We start from the raw sequence: 15878 nt of genomic DNA on the forward strand, positions 1-15878 counted from the left end.
GACTCAGGCGCTGACACGGGCCGCCTCCAGCAGAATGCGCCCGGAGGAGCAGGCCGCCTCGCCATTGCGGTAGCTGAAATACAACTTGCCGCGTTCGGCATCGAAGCGCAGGTGCAACTGCAAACGGTCGCCGGGGCGCGCCAGTTGCTGAAACTTCAGCACTTCCATGCCGCAGAAGCGTGGTGGCAAGTGCATCAGGCCACGGGCCAGGGTTTGCGCCCAATCCACTTGCACCACGCCGGGCAGAATCGGGGTTTTCGGGAAGTGACCGCTGAAGTGCGCCAGGTCCAGCGGCACGTCTACCTCCAGGTGCCACTCGCCGTTTTCTTCGCGCTGGCTGACCACCTCGGGCAGCAGCGTGCGCGCGGCGTACAGCGCCTGTTCCAATACGGCCTGGGGCAACTTGCCCTGGGCGTTAAGCGGCAGATGCCGCACCAACCGCCAGCGCCGTGGCAAGGCCAGGGCGATGCAATGGGGGCTCAGGTGCTGGCGCAGGCTGTCGGTGACGGCGCGGCGGCCCTGGTTGCGCAAGGCATGCAGACCGGCGTCGTTCAGCGCGACCAGCGCCCCGAGGTAGGCGCGTTTGTCTTGCACCACGCCAAAGCGCGCATCGGCCACCCACGGGTGATCGGCCAGCGCCTGCTCCAGCATGGGCAGGGAGATACGTTTTTCTTCCAGCTTGACGATCCGGTCCTGGCGCCCCAGCAGCTCGAAACGGCCATCGGCGTGCAAGCTGGCGCCGTCGGCCGTCTGCTCGGTATGGCCGGGTGCGAGGTAGGGGGAACGGATATACAGCGCGCCGTCGTCATTCAGGCCTACCTGCACATCGGCAAACGGCTGCCACAGCGAGCCGCCCTGACGCCAGGCGATACCGCCGGTTTCCGAACTGCCGAAAATTTCGGTCGGCACCTGGCCGAGCAATTCGGCCAACTGCGCGCCGGTATCGCTCGGCAGCGGGCCGCCCGAGGAGAACACCCGGCGTACGCGGGCGAGGGCCTGCCAGTCGAGGTTGTCGCCCATGCGCTTGAGCAGCGCCGGGCTGGCGATCCAGGCGAAGTTGGCCTGGGCCAGGCTCCAGCGCTGCAGGTCTTCGGGGAACGGCTGGGCACGGCGCACGAATACGCGGCCGGCGCACAGTGGCCACAGCACGCGAAACAGCAGGCCGTAGATATGCTGCGCGGCCACGCTGCCGACGATCACCGCATCGCCCAGCGCCTCACCCCACAGCGCTTGCAGGCCGAGCACTTCGGCGTGCATCTGGCGCAGGGTTTTATCGATCAGCTTGGGCTCGCCGCTGGAGCCGGAGGTGCAGAGCGTCAGGCCGACAAAATCCAGGTCCAGCGCGGCGGCCGGCAGCGGTTCGGCATACAGCTCGGCGAGCGTGGTGTCGCCGGCGTGCTCACTTATCCACAGGTCGACATGGGGCGCCAGGCGCTCGCGGCTCTGCGCTTGCAGGTCGGCCGGCAACAGCACGCGCACGCCGGCACGCCAGGCGCCAAGCAGGGCGATGGCCAGCTCGGCGCTGTCTTCCAAGTGTACGGCCAGGTTACGCACGCCGCGCGCGTGCAGGCCGGCGGCCAGGCTCAGGGCCTGTACACAGAGGTCGGCATGCGACAGCGCCGGTTCCAGCGTGACCGGGCGTTCCAGCGCCGGGCTGAGCAGGTGCTGCAAGTCAATCCACTTACTCATACATGGCCTCGCACACGTTGGCGCACCAGCCATTCACCGGCGAACAACATGCCCATCAAAACGTAGGAAATCAGCCCGGTGTACAGCGTCCACCAGCTTAATGGCGCCCACAGGGTCAGTGCGCTTACCAGCGCGGCATTGAAGATGAAGAAACCGACCCACACCTTGGTCACCTGCCGGGTATAGGCAATGGCCACCTCGGGCAGCTCCGGCTCATGCAGCCGCGCCAGACGCTCCACCATCGGCGGGCCGTATTTCAGGCTCAAGCCGAACAGCGTCAGGCCAAACAGGCTGATCAGCGCCGGGTACCAGCGCAGCAGGGTGGGGCTGTCTGCCAGGCCCAGCAGCACGCAGAAACCCAGCGCGGCGATGGCCATGCCACGGCTGCCCGGCTTTTGCCCTTGGCTGAGAAACCGCGCCAGCCACAAGCCGCCCAGCAGCAAGGCAAAAAAGCGCGGCGCCAGGTGTTGCTGGCCGTAATACACCGCAAAGGGGTACGCCAGCCCGGCCAGCAACAGCACCAGACCAATCAGGCGGTTCATGCCCGGTTCATCAGGCGGCGGGCGCGTTGACCAGGCGGAAGACCGCCTCGACCACGTCGCCAACGGTACGCACGGCCTTGAAGTCTTCGGCGGCGAGTTTCTTGCCGGTTTTGCGTTTGATGTGGTCGATCAGATCGACCGCGTCGATGCTGTCGATTTCCAGGTCCTGGTACAGGTTGGCTTCCAGGGTTACGCGCTCGGGTTCAAGTTCGAACAGTTCCACCAGCGATTCGCGCAGGGTGCTGAAAATTTCGTCACGGTTTTGCATGCGGGTCTCTCTTACGCGGCTTGCTGTGCGGACACGAACACAGCGAGGCTGGCCACGTTGGCAAAATGCTTGCGGGTGTCTTTGGCGTCGGCGTCAATCTTGAAGCCAAAACGCTTCTGGATGGCCAGGCCCAGTTCCAGGGCGTCTACCGAATCCAGCCCGAGGCCTTCGCCGAACAGCGCCATGTCGGCGTCGATATCGTCGGGGCCGATGTCTTCAAGGCCCAGGGCCTCGATGATCAGGTTTTTAATTTCAAGCTGCAGATCGCTCATCTTTGGCGAGCTCCTTAATAAAGTGTTGGTGCAGGTGTTCGTTGAGCTTGCGCGAGGCGATGGGCGCCGAACTGTGCGCGCTGAACTGCTGCGGGTCGATATCCTCGCCGACGCGCATTTCAAAGTGAAAGCGCCGCGACGGAATGCGGTACCAGGGCTCGGCCTTGGTCAGGGTGGTGGGCGTGACGCTGATCACCACCGGGGTGACGATGCGCGCGCCGCGCAGGGCAATGGCCGCGGCGCCGCGGTGAAACTCGGGCGGCTGGCCCGGCGTGGTGCGGGTGCCTTCGGGAAACACGATAAGGGTCTGGCCTTCGCGCAGGGCCTCGGAGGTTTCGTCGAGCATGTCCATGCTGCCGCTGTTGCTGATGTACTCGGCGGCGCGAATGGGGCCACGCATGCACGGGTTGTCCCAGAGGCTTTGCTTGACCACGCAGTTGGCGTCCCGGATGAACGCAATCAGCACCACCACATCGATCAGGGATGGGTGGTTGGCAATCACGATCTGGCCCGGGCGACCCAGGCGCTCGATGCCCTGGACTTCAAAGGTCAACACACCGGTGCGGTGCATGAATTCGACAAAGGCGCGGAACGTCCAGCTCACTGTGGCCCGCGCACGGGTACGGCGCGCTACGGCATCGCCCGGTAGCAACGACAACAGCGGGAACACCACGATGCGCAAAAACACACCGCCTACGCCGAACAGGGTGAAGCTCAGGGCGGTGGCGATCAGACGCCACCAATAGGGCGCGCTGTAACGGCTCAGGCGCTGTTCTGTTGCCAGCTCCATTGTCGACTCCTCCAACGATGCTCCAGGGTGGTTACACCGCCACTGAGGGCGCGAACCAGGTTAAGTGCGTGCGGCCACTCTGCGGTGGCTGTATCGGCAGATGATGCGTTTTCTGGTGGTGGGCAAGCCTGCAACTTCAGCTGCCAGTCCTGGCCGGGCTTGAGCAACAGCGCGACGGCGTACGGGAATGGCACATCGGTAATCCAGGGCGCGTAGGCAGCGGGCGGGGTGTCCTCGGCAATCACCAGCAACACCGCCGGCGCGCCTTCGGCCAGCAGCAGCTGGGCTTCGAGCACGGCGTGTTCCAAGCCATCGCCTTCGCCAGCCAGGGCCGTCATTTCGCTGGTGTCGCCGCGCATGATCGACCACTGGCCGATGATGGCGTTATGCACCGAGAGGCTGAATTGGGTCGGCGACAGCGGCGCCTGGGCGCAGACGTCGCTCAGCAGGGTAAACGCGCGCGGGGTTTCACCATGGCGCGACACAAACACCAGCGGCAACGGCGTGCCATGGGCGTCGGCCAGAGGCCAGGCGACACTGAAGGCCATTCGCGCCAGCGGGCTCAGGCGACGGCGCTGCATGGCCGGGAGAAAATTCACATCGGGCAACGATTCACTGGCGGCAGGCAGCGAAGATTGCAGGCTCCAGGCCTGCCAGTCGCTTTCCTGCTCAAGCCCGGGGGCCCAGGCGCGCCATTGATCGATTGAGAAATGCATCGGCAGCTTTTGCGTCCATGTAAAAAAGGCGATCTCCCCTGGCTCCGTGGCCCAGGTCTGTGCAACAGCAACAGCCGTCTTCGCCGTCGTGGAGAGTCACAACCGCAATAGCGCCATAGCAAAGTGCCGGCATTATCCCGACGAGGCAGGGCACAGGCAAACATTCAGCAAAGATTTGGCTGGCGTGTTTGTAAGGCGATACCTACAAGCGCGATTGCGGGCGCTATTTTGCCCATGTTTGGGCGAAATATCCGCGCCGCTGGTCACTGTTCAGCAGTGCACCTCGCTCTGGCCTTGCGCTTTGCATAGAATCCCAGGCTATTCGAGGCTCAGGACGAGGTGGGAATATGCGACGCGTAGTGTTCAACCAGAAAGGCGGCGTGGGTAAATCCAGCATTGCCTGCAACCTGGCCGCGGTGAGTGCCAGTCAGGGCTACCGCACCCTGCTGATCGACCTGGACGCCCAGGCCAACTCCACGCAGTACCTGACCGGCCTGACCGGTGAAGACATCCCCATGGGGATTGCCGATTTCTTCAAACAGACGCTCTCCACCGGCCCCTTCTCCAAGAAAGGCCAGGTGGACATCTACGAAACCCCGTTCGATAACCTCCACGTGGTGACCGCCACCCGCGAGTTGGCCGACCTGCAGCCCAAGCTTGAGGCCAAGCACAAGATCAACAAGCTGCGTAAGTTGCTCGAAGATCTGTCCGAGGATTACGACCGTATTTACCTGGATACCCCTCCGGCACTGAATTTCTACACCGTTTCAGCGCTGATCGCCGCCGATCGCGTGCTGATCCCCTTCGATTGCGACAGCTTCTCCCGCCAGGCGTTGTACGGCCTGCTTAGCGAGATCGAAGAACTGAAGGAAGACCACAACGAAGGGCTGGAAGTGGAAGGCATCGTCGTTAACCAGTTCCAGGCCCGCGCCAGCCTGCCGCAGCAGTTGCTGGACGAGTTGATTGCCGAAGGGTTGCCGGTGCTGCCGGTGTACCTCACCAGCTCGGTGAAGATGCGCGAATCGCACCAGGCCTCGATACCGCTGATTTTCCTGGAGCCCAAGCACAAGCTGACGTTGCAGTTCGTGGAGCTGCACGATCTGCTGGAAAAAGGCGCTTGAGGCAGATCGCTGTCTTTGACTACAAAAAAAGCCCCTCAGGTGAGGGGCTTTTTTTCAGACCTGCTTATGTGCCTGCCAAACCTTGGGCTTGAAGAACAAGGTTTCACCGCGCACCAACCCGGTGAGGCTGTCGTGGTCTTTCACCACTTCCGCTTCGATTAATTCATCCTGTGCCGGCACTTTCAGGGTTACGCGGGTAATCGCGCCCAGCGGGCGGATATCGCGCACTTCGGCGGCCTGGTGGCCTTCGGTTTCGTGGCGCGACAGCGAGATTTCGTGCGGGCGGAACAGCACGTGCTCTTCGCCACCCACGTGCAGGCGGTTGGAGTCGCCGAGGAAGTGGTACACGAAGTCGCTGGCCGGGTTTTCGTACACCTCGCCCGGTGAGCCGATCTGCTCGATCACGCCTTTGTTCATCACCACGATACGGTCGGCCACTTCCATGGCTTCTTCCTGGTCGTGGGTGACGAACACGGACGTCAGGTTGATGTCTTCGTGCAGACGCGCCAGCCAGCGGCGCAGTTCTTTACGCACCTTGGCATCCAGCGCGCCAAAGGGTTCGTCGAGCAGCAGCACTTTGGGTTCCACCGCCAGGGCGCGAGCCAGGGCGATACGCTGGCGCTGGCCGCCGGAGAGTTGTTCCGGGTAGCGGTCGGCCAGCCAGTCGAGCTGCACCATGTTCAGCAGTTCGTGCACTTTTTCGGCAATGCGGGTTTCGGTGGGGCGCTCGCCTTTGGGTTTCATGCGCAGGCCGAAGGCGACGTTGTCGAACACGGTCATATGGCGGAACAGGGCGTAGTGCTGGAACACGAAACCGACGTTGCGATCACGCACGTCGTGGCCGGAGACGTCTTCGCCGTGGAACACAATGCTGCCGGCGTCCGGGGTTTCCAGGCCGGCAATAATGCGCAGCAGGGTGGTTTTGCCGCAGCCGGACGGGCCGAGCAGGGCTACCAGCTCGCCGCTCTGGATATCCAGGTTGATCTGGTCGAGCGCCTTGAAGGCGTTGAAGTTCTTGCTGACGTTACGGACTTCGATACTCATGGTTTATTCCTCGTCCGCTTTGGCTTTAAGGCGGTTGATACGGGACTCGCTCCACTGCTTGAGCAGAAGGATGAACAGCGCCAGGATCAGCAGCAGGCTGGCCACAGCAAAGGCAGCGACGTGGTTGTATTCGTTGTAGAGAATTTCTACGTGCAGCGGCAGGGTGTTGGTCACGCCGCGGATATGCCCGGACACCACCGACACCGCGCCAAACTCGCCCATGGCCCGCGCGGTACACAGCACCACGCCATAGATCAGGCCCCATTTGATGTTCGGTACGGTCACGTGCCAGAACATCTGCCAGCCGTTGGCGCCGAGCAGGCGTGCGGCTTCTTCTTCCTGGGTGCCTTGCTCCTGCATCAGCGGAATCAGCTCACGGGCCACGAAGGGCACGGTGACGAAGATAGTCGCCAGCACGATGCCCGGCAGGGCGAAGACGATCTGGATGTCATGGTCTTGCAGCCACGGGCCGAGCAGGCCCTGGGCGCCGAACATCAGCACGTAGACCAAGCCGGCAATAACCGGTGATACCGAAAACGGCAGGTCGATCAGCGTCACCAGAATGCTTTTGCCTTTGAACGAGTACTTGCTCACGCACCAGGCGGCGCTGACGCCGAACACCAGGTTGAGCGGCACCGAAATCAGTACGGCAAAAATGGTCAGCTTCAGGGCCGACAGGGCATCGGGTTCGAAGATCGCCGTGAAGAAGGCGCCCAGGCCATTCTTCAAGCCCTGGGACACCACGATAAACAGCGGCAATACCAGAAACAGGATAAAAACCAGCCAGCACAGGCCGATCAGAATGCGCCGGGCGTTGACGTTGCCCCGGCGAGCGGCGTTGGCAGAAGCGGCCGCGCTAAGCGTTGGTGAAGACATGGCGCGCTCCTTATGGTTTTTCGATGCGTCGCTGCAGCAAGTTGATCAGCAGCAGCAGAATAAAAGACACCACCAGCATCAGCACACCAATGGAGGTGGCACCGCGGTAGTCGTATTGGTCGAGCTTCACCATGATCAACAGCGGCAGAATCTCGGTTTTCATCGGCATGTTGCCGGCGATAAAAATCACCGAACCGTACTCGCCTACGCCACGGGCAAAGGCCAGGGCGAAGCCGGTAAGCCAGGCGGGCAGCAGGGCCGGGGCAAGAATGTAGCGGAACACCTGAAACGGCTTGGCGCCCAGGCACGCGGCGGCTTCTTCGATTTCACGGGGGATATCGGCCAACACCGGCTGCACCGTGCGCACCACAAAGGGCAGGGTCACGAAGGTAAGCGCCAGGGTGATACCCAGCGGGGTGTAGGCAATTTTAAAACCCAGGTCAGCGGCAAACTGGCCGACCAGCCCGGTGGGCGTGTACAGCGCGGTCAGGGCAATACCGGCAACGGCGGTGGGCAGGGCGAACGGCAGGTCGATCATCGCGTCGATGACCTTGCGCCCCGGGAAGGTGTACCGCACCAACACCCAGGCCAGCAGGGTGCCGATCACACCATTGATAAGGGCCGCATACAGCGCGGTGCCAAAGCTCAACTTGAGCGCGGCGATAACGCGAGGGGCGGTGATGATGGCCCAGAACTGGTCCCAGGTCAGTTGAGCGGCGTGGACGAACATGGCCGCCAGCGGAATCAGCACAATCAGACTGAGGTACACCAGGGTGTAGCCCAGCGTCAGCCCGAAGCCGGGTATGACGGGGGAGATCTTGCGTGACATAAATGTCCTTTTAAAAGCTACTGCGCTCGGTAATACGGCGTTGGCCGGGTGGGGAAAAATGCTCATTGGCTACAGCCAACTGCGCTTTTTCACCACCCGGCCGCCTTGTCTTACCTTCGCTCGCTACGCTTGCGTCTTCTCGAGGTGTTGCCCGCAAGCGTTCGGATTAAAGAGCCTGTTTACGATTACTGGGCTTGGTAGATCTGGTCGAACACGCCGCCATCGTTAAAGAATTTCGGTTGCGCAGTTTTCCAGCCGCCGAAGTCCTTGTCGATAGTCACCAGGTCCAGTTTCGGGAATTGAGCGGCGTACTTGGCCGCTACTTTCTCGTCACGTGGGCGGTAGAAGTTCTTCGCCGCGATTTCCTGGCCAGCCGGGCTGTACAGGTGTTTCAGGTATTCGGTAGCGATTTCGGTAGTGCCTTTTTTCTCAGCGTTCTTGTCGACTACAGCCACTGGCGGTTCGGCCAGGATCGACAGCGAAGGCACGATGATGTCGAACTTGTCGGCACCGCCGTCTTCTTTAAGCGCCAGGAAGGCTTCGTTTTCCCACGCCAGCAGCACGTCGCCCTGACCGTTGTTCACGAAGGTGATGGTTGAGCCGCGCGCACCGGTGTCCAGAATCGGCACGTGCTTGTAGAGCTGCTCTACGTACTCTTTGGCTTTGGCTTCGCTACCGCCGGCTTTCAGGCCGTAGGCCCAGGCGGCGAGGAAGTTCCAACGGGCACCGCCGGAGGTTTTCGGGTTCGGGGTGATAACCGAAACGTCTTTCTTGATCAGGTCGCCCCAGTCCTTGATGCCTTTTGGGTTGCCCTTGCGCACCAGGAACACGATGGTGGAGGTGTACGGGGTGCTCGATTGCGGCAGGCGGGTCTGCCAGTTTTCCGGCAGGGATTTGCCCAGCTTGGCGATTTCGTCGATGTCACCGGCCAGGGCCAGGGTCACCACGTCAGCACGCAGGCCATCGATTACGGCGCGGCCTTGTTTGCCCGAGCCACCGTGGGATTGCTGGATAACGACTTTGTCGTCCTTGTGGCTGGCTTGCCAGAATTTGATGAATTCAGCGTTGTATTCCTGATACAGCTCGCGAGTCGGGTCGTACGAAACGTTCAGCAGCTCGTAATCCTTGGCGACGGCGGTACCGGCGAAGAGGGCGCTGGTTAAAGCTGCCAAAGCGAAACGGCGAATGGACATGGTGTAACTCCTAAGATTTCAAATTTTGTTCAAGTGTTATGGCTGAGTTTCTTATGAGGTTCAGCTGCACATTCGCGGCTGCCAACGGGTGTTGCTATTCATTTTTTTGCCCTCCGGTCGTCCAGTAGGCGGTTACTCAATTCGGTATCAGGTGGCTTGGCTTACGCCTGCTTGCCCGCTGCCGGCGGCTGCAAGCGGAATTTCTCTTTGCGCTCGATCTGAACGACCTGGCCGTTGTGTACGGTGATTTCCACCGAGCCAAAACGCAGGCCTTGCAGGGCAGCGGAAATTTCGCGGAGGATGCCGGCTTCGTCCTGGCCCTCAACGCTACGAAGGGGTGCGCTCATCTGTCTGCTCCTTGAAAAAAATGCCCTGAGGTTGTTCGTGGTCAGTGGGCGTGGAGCGGATAGTAGGGAATGGCTAATATTCTTAAAAATACTATTTAAGAATTTTTATATAACCATTTTGAATTTCTGCGCGGGTCCATCTCTATACCGCGACGCGCGCGGGCGCGGGGCGTGTGGATAACTGCCTGCAAGGCCTGGAAATAGAGGGCTCTACGGGGTGAAGGGAAAAAGTGGAGACGGCTTTTTGCCAGCATATAAGTTGCGTTAAAGGCATAAGTAAATAATTTCTTATTCCTTAACGAGTATATGACCCCTACCTATACTGGCCTCCACACCGTACTTCGCAGGAGGCGTTTCCCATGCGCAGCGAATCGATCCGCTATCTGATAGTGCCAGGCTGGCAAGGCTCGCCGGACGAGCACTGGCAAAGCCATTGGCAACGCAGCCTGCCCAACAGCCAGCGCGTGGAGCAGGCCGACTGGTTGAGCCCCGACCGCGCGGCCTGGGTGAATGAGCTTAACCGCGCCATTGCCGCGCAGCCGACCCCGGTGATTCTGATTGCCCACAGCCTGGGTTGCGTCACCGTGGCCCACTGGGCTGCCAACGCGCCGGTGGACCTGCTGCGCCGAGTGCGCGGTGCCTTGCTGGTGGCGCCAGCCGATGTAGAACGCCCGGCCTGCCCAGACGCCTTGAAAGGCTTCGCGCCGATTCCCCGTGAGTTGCTGCCGTTTCCCACGCAACTGGTGGGTTCAGACAATGACGCCGCCGCCAGTGCTGCGCGCGCCATCGAGCTGGCCCGCGACTGGGGCGCCGAAACGGCGATTCTCAGCGGCGTGGGGCATATCAACGTGAAATCCGGCCACCAACGTTGGGAGCGTGGTTTCTCCTACCTTTACCGCCTGCAAAACCGCATCGAACAGCACGCCCGCCGTAGCGCCTGATCCCGCATTTTTTTCGTTTTTCTGTCACCCAAGCTGCAGCTGAGTCTGGCGGCTTGGTTTGGAGTTTTCGTATGTCACGCACTGAACATCCCGGCCAGCCGTTGCTGACTTTTCCCGATGCTGACAAAAGCCCGCTGAGCATCCGCGCCAAGGCGCTGGTGTTTATCGACGGCCGCTCGCGGCAGCTGCGCGAAGAGGTTGCCCAGTTGGCGCCGAGCCATTTGCCCGTATTGATTCAGGGCGAGATGGGTACCGGCAAAGAACTGCTGGCTCGGCATATTCACCGTGAAAGCGACCGCGCCGGGTTGTTCGTGGCCTTAAGCTGCAGCAGCCTCAGCCAGAACCACGCCGAGGCCGAATTGTTCGGCTATGCGGCCGGTGCCTACAGCGGCACCGCCAGCAGCCGTGCCGGCTGGTTTGGCTCGGCCAACGGCGGCACCTTGTACTTGGATGAAATTGGCGACCTGCCGTTGGCGCTGCAGGACAAACTGTTGGCCGCGTTGGAAAATCGAGAAGTCACCCGCGTTGGCGCCGGCCAAGCCAGCCCGGTGGATGTGCGCCTGGTGGCGGCCACCAGCATCGATCTGGCCCAGGCGGTGGAGGCCGGCAAGTTTCACCCACGGCTTTATCAGTATCTGAATGAAGGCCGTCTGGCGCTGCCGCCGCTACGCGAACGCATTGGCGATATCCTGCCGATGGCCGAGTATTTTCTCGGCATCTACACCCAGCGTCTGGGCCTGCCGATGCCGCTGATTGGTGCCGCCGCCCAGCAGGTGCTGGAGTGGCACCCTTGGCCAGGCAACACCCGCGAGCTGGAGAACGTCATTCACTTTGCCCTGCTGGTAAGCAGTGGCGAGGAGATTCTGCCCGAGCACCTGAAGCTGGCCGGCGTGCGTGCGCCGCTGCCGGCTATCGAGCAGCAACTGCGCCAGTGGCTGGCCCGTGCAGGCCACGACGGTGCCGCGCAGTTGCAGGCGTTGGTGCAGCGCGTGATCGGTTAGCCCTTGCGCCACGCGCTGGCCAGCCAGGGCTGCTGCTCGCGCGGCAGGCCCGTTGGCCGGTAGTAGTGTTCCAGCTCGATAAAGCCGGCATCGCTCAGGTACTGCTGCCAGGCCGCCAGGTCGTGGTAGCTGCCATAGCGTGGACCATTCCAGCCCTCCTGGTTATCGCCGCGCGGGTTGGAGCTGAACAGCACGCCGCCGGGTTTTAGCGTGGCGTGCAGCTGGCGTAACACCCGTGGCAATTCCTGGCTGGGCACATGAAACAAAACGGCATTGGCGAAGATGCCGTCGAAGCGTTCGGCGGGTAAGTCCAGCGCAAGAAAATCCTGTTGCCACACTTCGCAGCCGCTGTCGGCGCGCGCCATTTCGGCGAAGCTCGCCGAGCCATCCAGGCCGACCGGCACGTGCCCCATATCGCGGAACACCTTTAAATCACGGCCCGGTCCGCAGCCGAAATCGAGAATCTGCAACGGCGCTGGCGCGTCGATATGGCGCAGCAGGGCGGCCATGTTCTGGCTGACATCATGGTCGCGGGTGCCCTCGCGAAAGCTCTCCGCGCTCTGGTCGTAGTGCTGGAGGGTGAGGGCGGTGATCTGGGTGAGTTGGTCGGGGGTCAGGGGCATGGAGGCTCTGTGCAGACGTAGGTTGGGTTGAGCAAAGCGAAGCCCAACATGGCGGGCTTCAGGGCGTTCTGTTTGGTTTCGGGGGAGGGGCGGATTTTGGGTATCGTTGGGCTTCGCCTTTGGCTCAACCCAACCTACGCTTTTGCCCCGAACTTACCGCGGTACTCGCTCGGCGACAGGTTGGTAATTTTCTTGAAGACCGTGCGAAAGGCGCCGGTGTCCTGGTAGCCCACGGTCCAGGCGATATGGTCGATCGTGCCGTTGGTGAATTCGAGCATCTCGCGCGCCTTGCCCACTTTTACATGCTGGCAGTACTCGGTCGGCTTCAAGCCGGTGGCGGCGCGGAAACGACGCAGAAAGGTGCGCGCTTCCAACCCGGCACAGTCGGCCATGGCCGCCAGGCTCACATCCACCGCGCCATTGCCTTGCAACCAGTGCTGCACCTTGAGTACTGCGGCGTCGCCATGGGCCAGGATGGGGGCGAAGTTGCTGCCGCATTCGCGGGCGCTGTCGCTGTGTTCCACCATCAGATAACGCGCGGTGCGGGTGGCGATACTCGGGCCGAGCAGACGGTCTACCAGGCGCAGGCCAATCTCGGCCCAGGCCATCAGGCCGCCGGTGGTGATGATGTCGCCGTCATCGATGATGGGTTTGTCCACATTCACCTTCAGCTTGGGAAACTGGCTGGCCAGTTCTTCGCCGTGGGTCCAGTGGGTGGTCGCTTGGCGGCCATCCAGCAGGCCGGTGATTGCGAGCAGGAAGGCGCCCAGGCAAATGGAACCGACAATGGCGCCCTGCTGATGGCTACGCTTGATCCAGGCGGCGAGTTCAACGGCCTCGGCACCGCCGGGCATGTCTTCCATGCACGGCGGAATCACGATGGCGCCAAGGCGGCTGGCGGCATCCGGCAGGCTGTCGTACGTGCGCTCTGGCGGCAGGGCTGGTGCAGGGGCGCTCCAATGGCTGACCCGCAGGCGCGGCAACTGCTCGGAGTGCTGCTCGCCGGCCATGCGGTTGGCGATGGCGAACAGGTCAGTAAGGCCGTGCACGGCCGCCGTTTGCGCGCCGGGATAAACCAGCAGGCCAATCTCCAGCACCGGCCTGTTTTCATGCTTTGTCATTTTTTCCACCGCTATTGTCGTTCCGGCTCATCGCCGCCCGCCTGGCATGGGCCAATACTTCACCCCACGCAAGCAACCGAACATTACCTACCTGCAACGAGGAACACACCATGTCCAAACAAGCGCTCATCCTGGTGGATATCCAGAACGACTACTTCGCCGCCGGCAAATGGCCCTTGGTCGGGGCTGAAGCTGCCGCCGAAAAGGCGGCGCAAGTGCTCAAGGCATTCCGTGACGCCGGCGATCTGGTGGTGCATATCCGCCATGAGGCGACCGACGCTGACGCCCCCTTTTTTGTTGCCGGCTCCGAGGGGGCGCAAATTCATCCGACCGTGGGAAACCTGAGTAATGAGCCGGTGATCGTCAAACACCACATCAACTCGTTTCGTGAAACCGACCTCAAAGCAGTGCTCGACCAACACGGCATCGACAAGCTGGTGATCGTCGGCAGCATGAGCCATATGTGTACCGACGGCATTGTTCGCGCTGCGGTGGATTTTGGTTATGACACCACGGTAATTCACGACGCCTGTGCAACGCTCGACCTGGAATTCAACGGCGTGAAGGTGCCGGCGGCCCATGTGCATGCGGCTTTTATGGCGGCTTTCGCATTCGGCTACGCGCCGGTGGTGTCGGCAGCCGAGTTTCTGGCCTGACCGAAAAGCCTGATTGAAGTCACGAAGCGGCGCGGCATTGGCAGGTGGGTTTTGCAAATGACCGGCGCCGCCTCCACATTTTGCCAAATGTGTCTAATATTCTTAAAAAGCATTAAAAACAAACTAATAAGTCTTTTTAGATTTATGGGATTTTTATTACTGTTGCGCGGTCGCCGCCAGGCCCCCCTGGAGCGACCCACACCAAGCAAGCTGAAATCGCGGGTCTCCTTGCAGTGTCGGATAACTAAAAAGAACTGCATCTGGAGCAAGCACCATGACCAAATCCCCTCTGGCGTTGGCCGTCCTTCTCGGCGTCATCGCACAGCAAGCCGGCGCTGCCGGTTTTATCGAAGACAGCAAGGCTACCCTGGGCCTGCGTAACTTCTATATCAACGCAGACAACCGCAACGTAGCGCGTGGCAGCAATGCGGCGAGCACCCCGAACAAGCAGGAAGAATGGGGCCAAGGCTTCCAGTTCAACTACATCTCTGGCTTCACTGAAGGCACCGTTGGCGTGGGTGTGGACGCTCTGGGCCTGTTGGGCGTACGTCTGGATTCGGGCAAAGGCACGCACTACAACCCGAGCAGCAACGCCTACGGCGGCATCGTGTTCCCCACCGACAGCAACGGTGAAGCGGTCAACGATTTCGCCAGCCTTGGCCTGACCGGCAAAGTGAAAGTGTCGAAAACCGAAGCGCGCCTGGGCACCCTGCAGCCCAAGCTGCCGGTGGTGACCTACAACGACGGTCGTCTGCTGCCGCAAACCTTCCAGGGTGGCCAGATCACCTCGAACGAAATCGACAATCTGACCCTGATCGGCGGCAAGCTCGAAAAAGCCAAGGGCCGTAACTCGAGCAGCAGCGATGGCCTGTCGATCAGCGGCGCGAACAGCAGCAGCGACTTCCGCAACGGCACCTACAACAACGAGTTCTACTACGCCGGCCTGGATTACAAGGTCAACAAAGACCTGGTCGCCCAGTACTACTACGGCACCCTGAACGAGTTCTACCAGCAGCACTTCCTCGGCCTGACCCACACCCTGGCCCTGCCAGTGGGCAGCCTGAAGTCCGATCTGCGTTACTTCAAAAGCACCGCTGACGGCAAAAACGACAGCGCTGCCGGCCGTGACGATGGCTACTTCGCCACCGGCTACTACGGCACCAACGCCAGTGGCGCCGGCATTACCCGCGGCGAAGTCGACAACCGCACCTGGAGCGGCCAGTTCACCTACACCCTGGACAGCCACGCGATCAGCGCCGGTTACCAGCAAGTGTCGGGCGACAGCAACTTCCCGTACCTGGACCAAGGTGATGGCGCCACTGCGTACCTGATCACTGACCGTCAGATCGGCAAGTTCCTGCGTGCCGGTGAGCGCACCTGGCTGGCTGAATACGCCTACGACTTCGCCAAGATCGGCGCGCCAGGCCTGAAAGCCACCATCACCTACCTCAAAGGCGACAACATCGACTCCGCCACTGGCGACCAGAGCGAATGGGAACGCGACTTCCGTCTGGACTACGCGATTCAGGAAGGCACCCTCAAGGGCCTGGGCTTCTCCTGGCGTAACGCATCGCTGCGCAGCACCGTTGCCAACCAGAACGACCAGGACGAAAACCGTCTGATCGTGAGCTACACCCTGCCGCTGTTGTAAGGCGCGCTGGAATGAAAAAGCCGGGCAATTGCCCGGCTTTTTTGTGCCTGTGAAAAGCGCTCCCTTGCGCGGGCCAGCCTTTTTGGGGGGATTACCTCTTAAGGCTCGAGATTCTGGATCCCGGCCTTCGCCGGGATGACGGCGTTTTTCCAGCCAGCACCGTCATCCCGGCGAAGGCCGGGATCCAGAATCTCCAGG

18 protein-coding genes are annotated in these 15878 nt (G+C 61.5%); 5 read left to right on the forward strand and 13 right to left on the reverse strand.

All coding sequences use genetic code 11. From position 1 onward, the window contains the following. Positions 1-3: 3 nt before the first annotated feature. From PKE98_RS25830 to PKE98_RS25855, 6 genes are read right to left on the reverse strand one after another with little or no spacing between them, the layout of a single operon-like run. A complete protein-coding gene (locus tag PKE98_RS25830) occupies positions 4-1689 on the reverse strand; it encodes an acyl-CoA synthetase family protein (RefSeq protein ID WP_271198342.1) in 1686 nt (561 codons plus the stop codon). Continuing rightward, complete coding sequence (locus PKE98_RS25835) at positions 1686-2231, reverse strand: COG4648 family protein (RefSeq protein ID WP_271198343.1); 546 nt, start codon at positions 2229-2231, stop codon at positions 1686-1688. The genes PKE98_RS25830 and PKE98_RS25835 overlap by 4 nt, the downstream gene beginning before the upstream one ends. 10 nt (positions 2232-2241) lie before the next feature. Then, positions 2242-2499 (reverse strand): acyl carrier protein, encoded by a 258-nt coding sequence (locus tag PKE98_RS25840; RefSeq protein ID WP_108097832.1) that lies wholly within the window; start codon positions 2497-2499, stop codon positions 2242-2244. A gap of 11 nt (positions 2500-2510) precedes the next feature. Next, positions 2511-2771, reverse strand: coding sequence for a phosphopantetheine-binding protein (locus PKE98_RS25845; protein ID WP_108097831.1), 261 nt, complete (start codon positions 2769-2771; stop codon positions 2511-2513). After that, positions 2752-3561, reverse strand: a complete 810-nt coding sequence (locus tag PKE98_RS25850) for a lysophospholipid acyltransferase family protein (protein WP_271198345.1) — start codon at positions 3559-3561, stop codon at positions 2752-2754. The genes PKE98_RS25845 and PKE98_RS25850 overlap by 20 nt, the downstream gene beginning before the upstream one ends. Continuing rightward, complete coding sequence (locus tag PKE98_RS25855; protein ID WP_271198346.1) at positions 3534-4277, reverse strand: beta-ketoacyl synthase chain length factor; 744 nt, start codon at positions 4275-4277, stop codon at positions 3534-3536. Before PKE98_RS25855 ends, PKE98_RS25850 begins: the two co-directional genes overlap by 28 nt. Before the next feature lie 347 nt (positions 4278-4624). Here PKE98_RS25855 and PKE98_RS25860 point away from each other — a divergent pair, with 347 nt between their 5' ends. Then, the gene (locus tag PKE98_RS25860; protein ID WP_271198347.1) at positions 4625-5398 is read left to right on the forward strand and encodes a ParA family protein; all 774 of its coding nucleotides are present in this window, start codon (positions 4625-4627) and stop codon (positions 5396-5398) included. 54 nt (positions 5399-5452) lie between these two features. On the opposite strand, the gene PKE98_RS25865 is transcribed toward PKE98_RS25860, so the two are convergent. From PKE98_RS25865 to oscA, 5 genes are all read right to left on the reverse strand, one after another. Continuing rightward, on the reverse strand, positions 5453-6442 hold the full coding sequence (locus PKE98_RS25865) for a sulfate/molybdate ABC transporter ATP-binding protein (protein WP_271198348.1): 990 nt from the start codon (positions 6440-6442) through the stop codon (positions 5453-5455). A gap of 3 nt (positions 6443-6445) precedes the next feature. Next, positions 6446-7318 (reverse strand): sulfate ABC transporter permease subunit CysW, encoded by an 873-nt coding sequence (cysW, locus tag PKE98_RS25870; RefSeq protein WP_271198349.1) that lies wholly within the window; start codon positions 7316-7318, stop codon positions 6446-6448. A gap of 10 nt (positions 7319-7328) precedes the next feature. Further along, positions 7329-8147, reverse strand: coding sequence for a sulfate ABC transporter permease subunit CysT (gene cysT / locus PKE98_RS25875; RefSeq protein WP_108095377.1), 819 nt, complete (start codon positions 8145-8147; stop codon positions 7329-7331). A 185-nt stretch (positions 8148-8332) separates the two neighbouring features. Further along, a complete protein-coding gene (locus PKE98_RS25880) occupies positions 8333-9340 on the reverse strand; it encodes a sulfate ABC transporter substrate-binding protein (RefSeq protein WP_271198351.1) in 1008 nt (335 codons plus the stop codon). A gap of 161 nt (positions 9341-9501) precedes the next feature. Further along, entirely contained in the window at positions 9502-9687 is a 186-nt protein-coding gene (gene oscA / locus PKE98_RS25885; protein ID WP_108095379.1) for a sulfur starvation response protein OscA, read from the reverse strand. 359 nt (positions 9688-10046) lie between these two features. Here oscA and PKE98_RS25890 point away from each other — a divergent pair, with 359 nt between their 5' ends. After that, positions 10047-10628, forward strand: a complete 582-nt coding sequence (locus PKE98_RS25890) for an alpha/beta hydrolase (RefSeq protein WP_271198352.1) — start codon at positions 10047-10049, stop codon at positions 10626-10628. Positions 10629-10699: 71 nt separating this feature from the next. Then, positions 10700-11629, forward strand: a complete 930-nt coding sequence (locus PKE98_RS25895; protein WP_271198353.1) for a sigma 54-interacting transcriptional regulator — start codon at positions 10700-10702, stop codon at positions 11627-11629. Here PKE98_RS25895 and PKE98_RS25900 read toward each other — a convergent pair. Then, positions 11626-12252, reverse strand: a complete 627-nt coding sequence (locus PKE98_RS25900; RefSeq protein WP_271198354.1) for a class I SAM-dependent methyltransferase — start codon at positions 12250-12252, stop codon at positions 11626-11628. The two genes, PKE98_RS25895 and PKE98_RS25900, sit on opposite strands and share 4 nt — an antisense overlap. 134 nt (positions 12253-12386) lie before the next feature. Further along, the gene (locus tag PKE98_RS25905; protein WP_271198355.1) at positions 12387-13373 is read right to left on the reverse strand and encodes a GlxA family transcriptional regulator; all 987 of its coding nucleotides are present in this window, start codon (positions 13371-13373) and stop codon (positions 12387-12389) included. 110 nt (positions 13374-13483) lie between these two features. Here PKE98_RS25905 and PKE98_RS25910 point away from each other — a divergent pair, with 110 nt between their 5' ends. Beyond that, positions 13484-14029 carry a cysteine hydrolase family protein gene (locus tag PKE98_RS25910; protein ID WP_271198356.1) on the forward strand — a complete coding sequence of 182 codons (546 nt, stop codon included), beginning with the start codon at positions 13484-13486 and terminating at the stop codon, positions 14027-14029. A gap of 274 nt (positions 14030-14303) precedes the next feature. After that, positions 14304-15680, forward strand: a complete 1377-nt coding sequence (locus PKE98_RS25915; RefSeq protein ID WP_271198357.1) for an OprD family porin — start codon at positions 14304-14306, stop codon at positions 15678-15680. Positions 15681-15878: the final 198 nt, after the last annotated feature.

Origin of the sequence: Pseudomonas turukhanskensis (assembly GCF_027922365.1) — a bacterium.
GTDB lineage: Bacteria > Pseudomonadota > Gammaproteobacteria > Pseudomonadales > Pseudomonadaceae > Aquipseudomonas > Aquipseudomonas turukhanskensis.

Excerpts from the sequence above, each read along its gene's own strand:
- PKE98_RS25880 (WP_271198351.1), bottom strand. The coding sequence starts at position 9,340 with ATGTCCATTCGCCGTTTCGCTTTGGCAGCTTTAACCAGCGCCCTCTTC.
- PKE98_RS25915 (WP_271198357.1), top strand. The coding sequence starts at position 14,304 with ATGACCAAATCCCCTCTGGCGTTGGCCGTCCTTCTCGGCGTCATCGCA.
- PKE98_RS25910 (WP_271198356.1), top strand. The coding sequence starts at position 13,484 with ATGTCCAAACAAGCGCTCATCCTGGTGGATATCCAGAACGACTACTTC.
- PKE98_RS25830 (WP_271198342.1), bottom strand. The coding sequence starts at position 1,689 with ATGAGTAAGTGGATTGACTTGCAGCACCTGCTCAGCCCGGCGCTGGAA.
- PKE98_RS25840 (WP_108097832.1), bottom strand. The coding sequence starts at position 2,499 with ATGCAAAACCGTGACGAAATTTTCAGCACCCTGCGCGAATCGCTGGTG.
- cysW (WP_271198349.1), bottom strand. The coding sequence starts at position 7,318 with ATGTCTTCACCAACGCTTAGCGCGGCCGCTTCTGCCAACGCCGCTCGC.
- PKE98_RS25860 (WP_271198347.1), top strand. The coding sequence starts at position 4,625 with ATGCGACGCGTAGTGTTCAACCAGAAAGGCGGCGTGGGTAAATCCAGC.
- PKE98_RS25850 (WP_271198345.1), bottom strand. The coding sequence starts at position 3,561 with ATGGAGCTGGCAACAGAACAGCGCCTGAGCCGTTACAGCGCGCCCTAT.
- PKE98_RS25865 (WP_271198348.1), bottom strand. The coding sequence starts at position 6,442 with ATGAGTATCGAAGTCCGTAACGTCAGCAAGAACTTCAACGCCTTCAAG.
- PKE98_RS25855 (WP_271198346.1), bottom strand. The coding sequence starts at position 4,277 with ATGCATTTCTCAATCGATCAATGGCGCGCCTGGGCCCCCGGGCTTGAG.
- PKE98_RS25835 (WP_271198343.1), bottom strand. The coding sequence starts at position 2,231 with ATGAACCGCCTGATTGGTCTGGTGCTGTTGCTGGCCGGGCTGGCGTAC.
- PKE98_RS25895 (WP_271198353.1), top strand. The coding sequence starts at position 10,700 with ATGTCACGCACTGAACATCCCGGCCAGCCGTTGCTGACTTTTCCCGAT.
- PKE98_RS25890 (WP_271198352.1), top strand. The coding sequence starts at position 10,047 with ATGCGCAGCGAATCGATCCGCTATCTGATAGTGCCAGGCTGGCAAGGC.
- PKE98_RS25845 (WP_108097831.1), bottom strand. The coding sequence starts at position 2,771 with ATGAGCGATCTGCAGCTTGAAATTAAAAACCTGATCATCGAGGCCCTG.
- PKE98_RS25900 (WP_271198354.1), bottom strand. The coding sequence starts at position 12,252 with ATGCCCCTGACCCCCGACCAACTCACCCAGATCACCGCCCTCACCCTC.
- cysT (WP_108095377.1), bottom strand. The coding sequence starts at position 8,147 with ATGTCACGCAAGATCTCCCCCGTCATACCCGGCTTCGGGCTGACGCTG.
- oscA (WP_108095379.1), bottom strand. The coding sequence starts at position 9,687 with ATGAGCGCACCCCTTCGTAGCGTTGAGGGCCAGGACGAAGCCGGCATC.
- PKE98_RS25905 (WP_271198355.1), bottom strand. The coding sequence starts at position 13,373 with ATGACAAAGCATGAAAACAGGCCGGTGCTGGAGATTGGCCTGCTGGTT.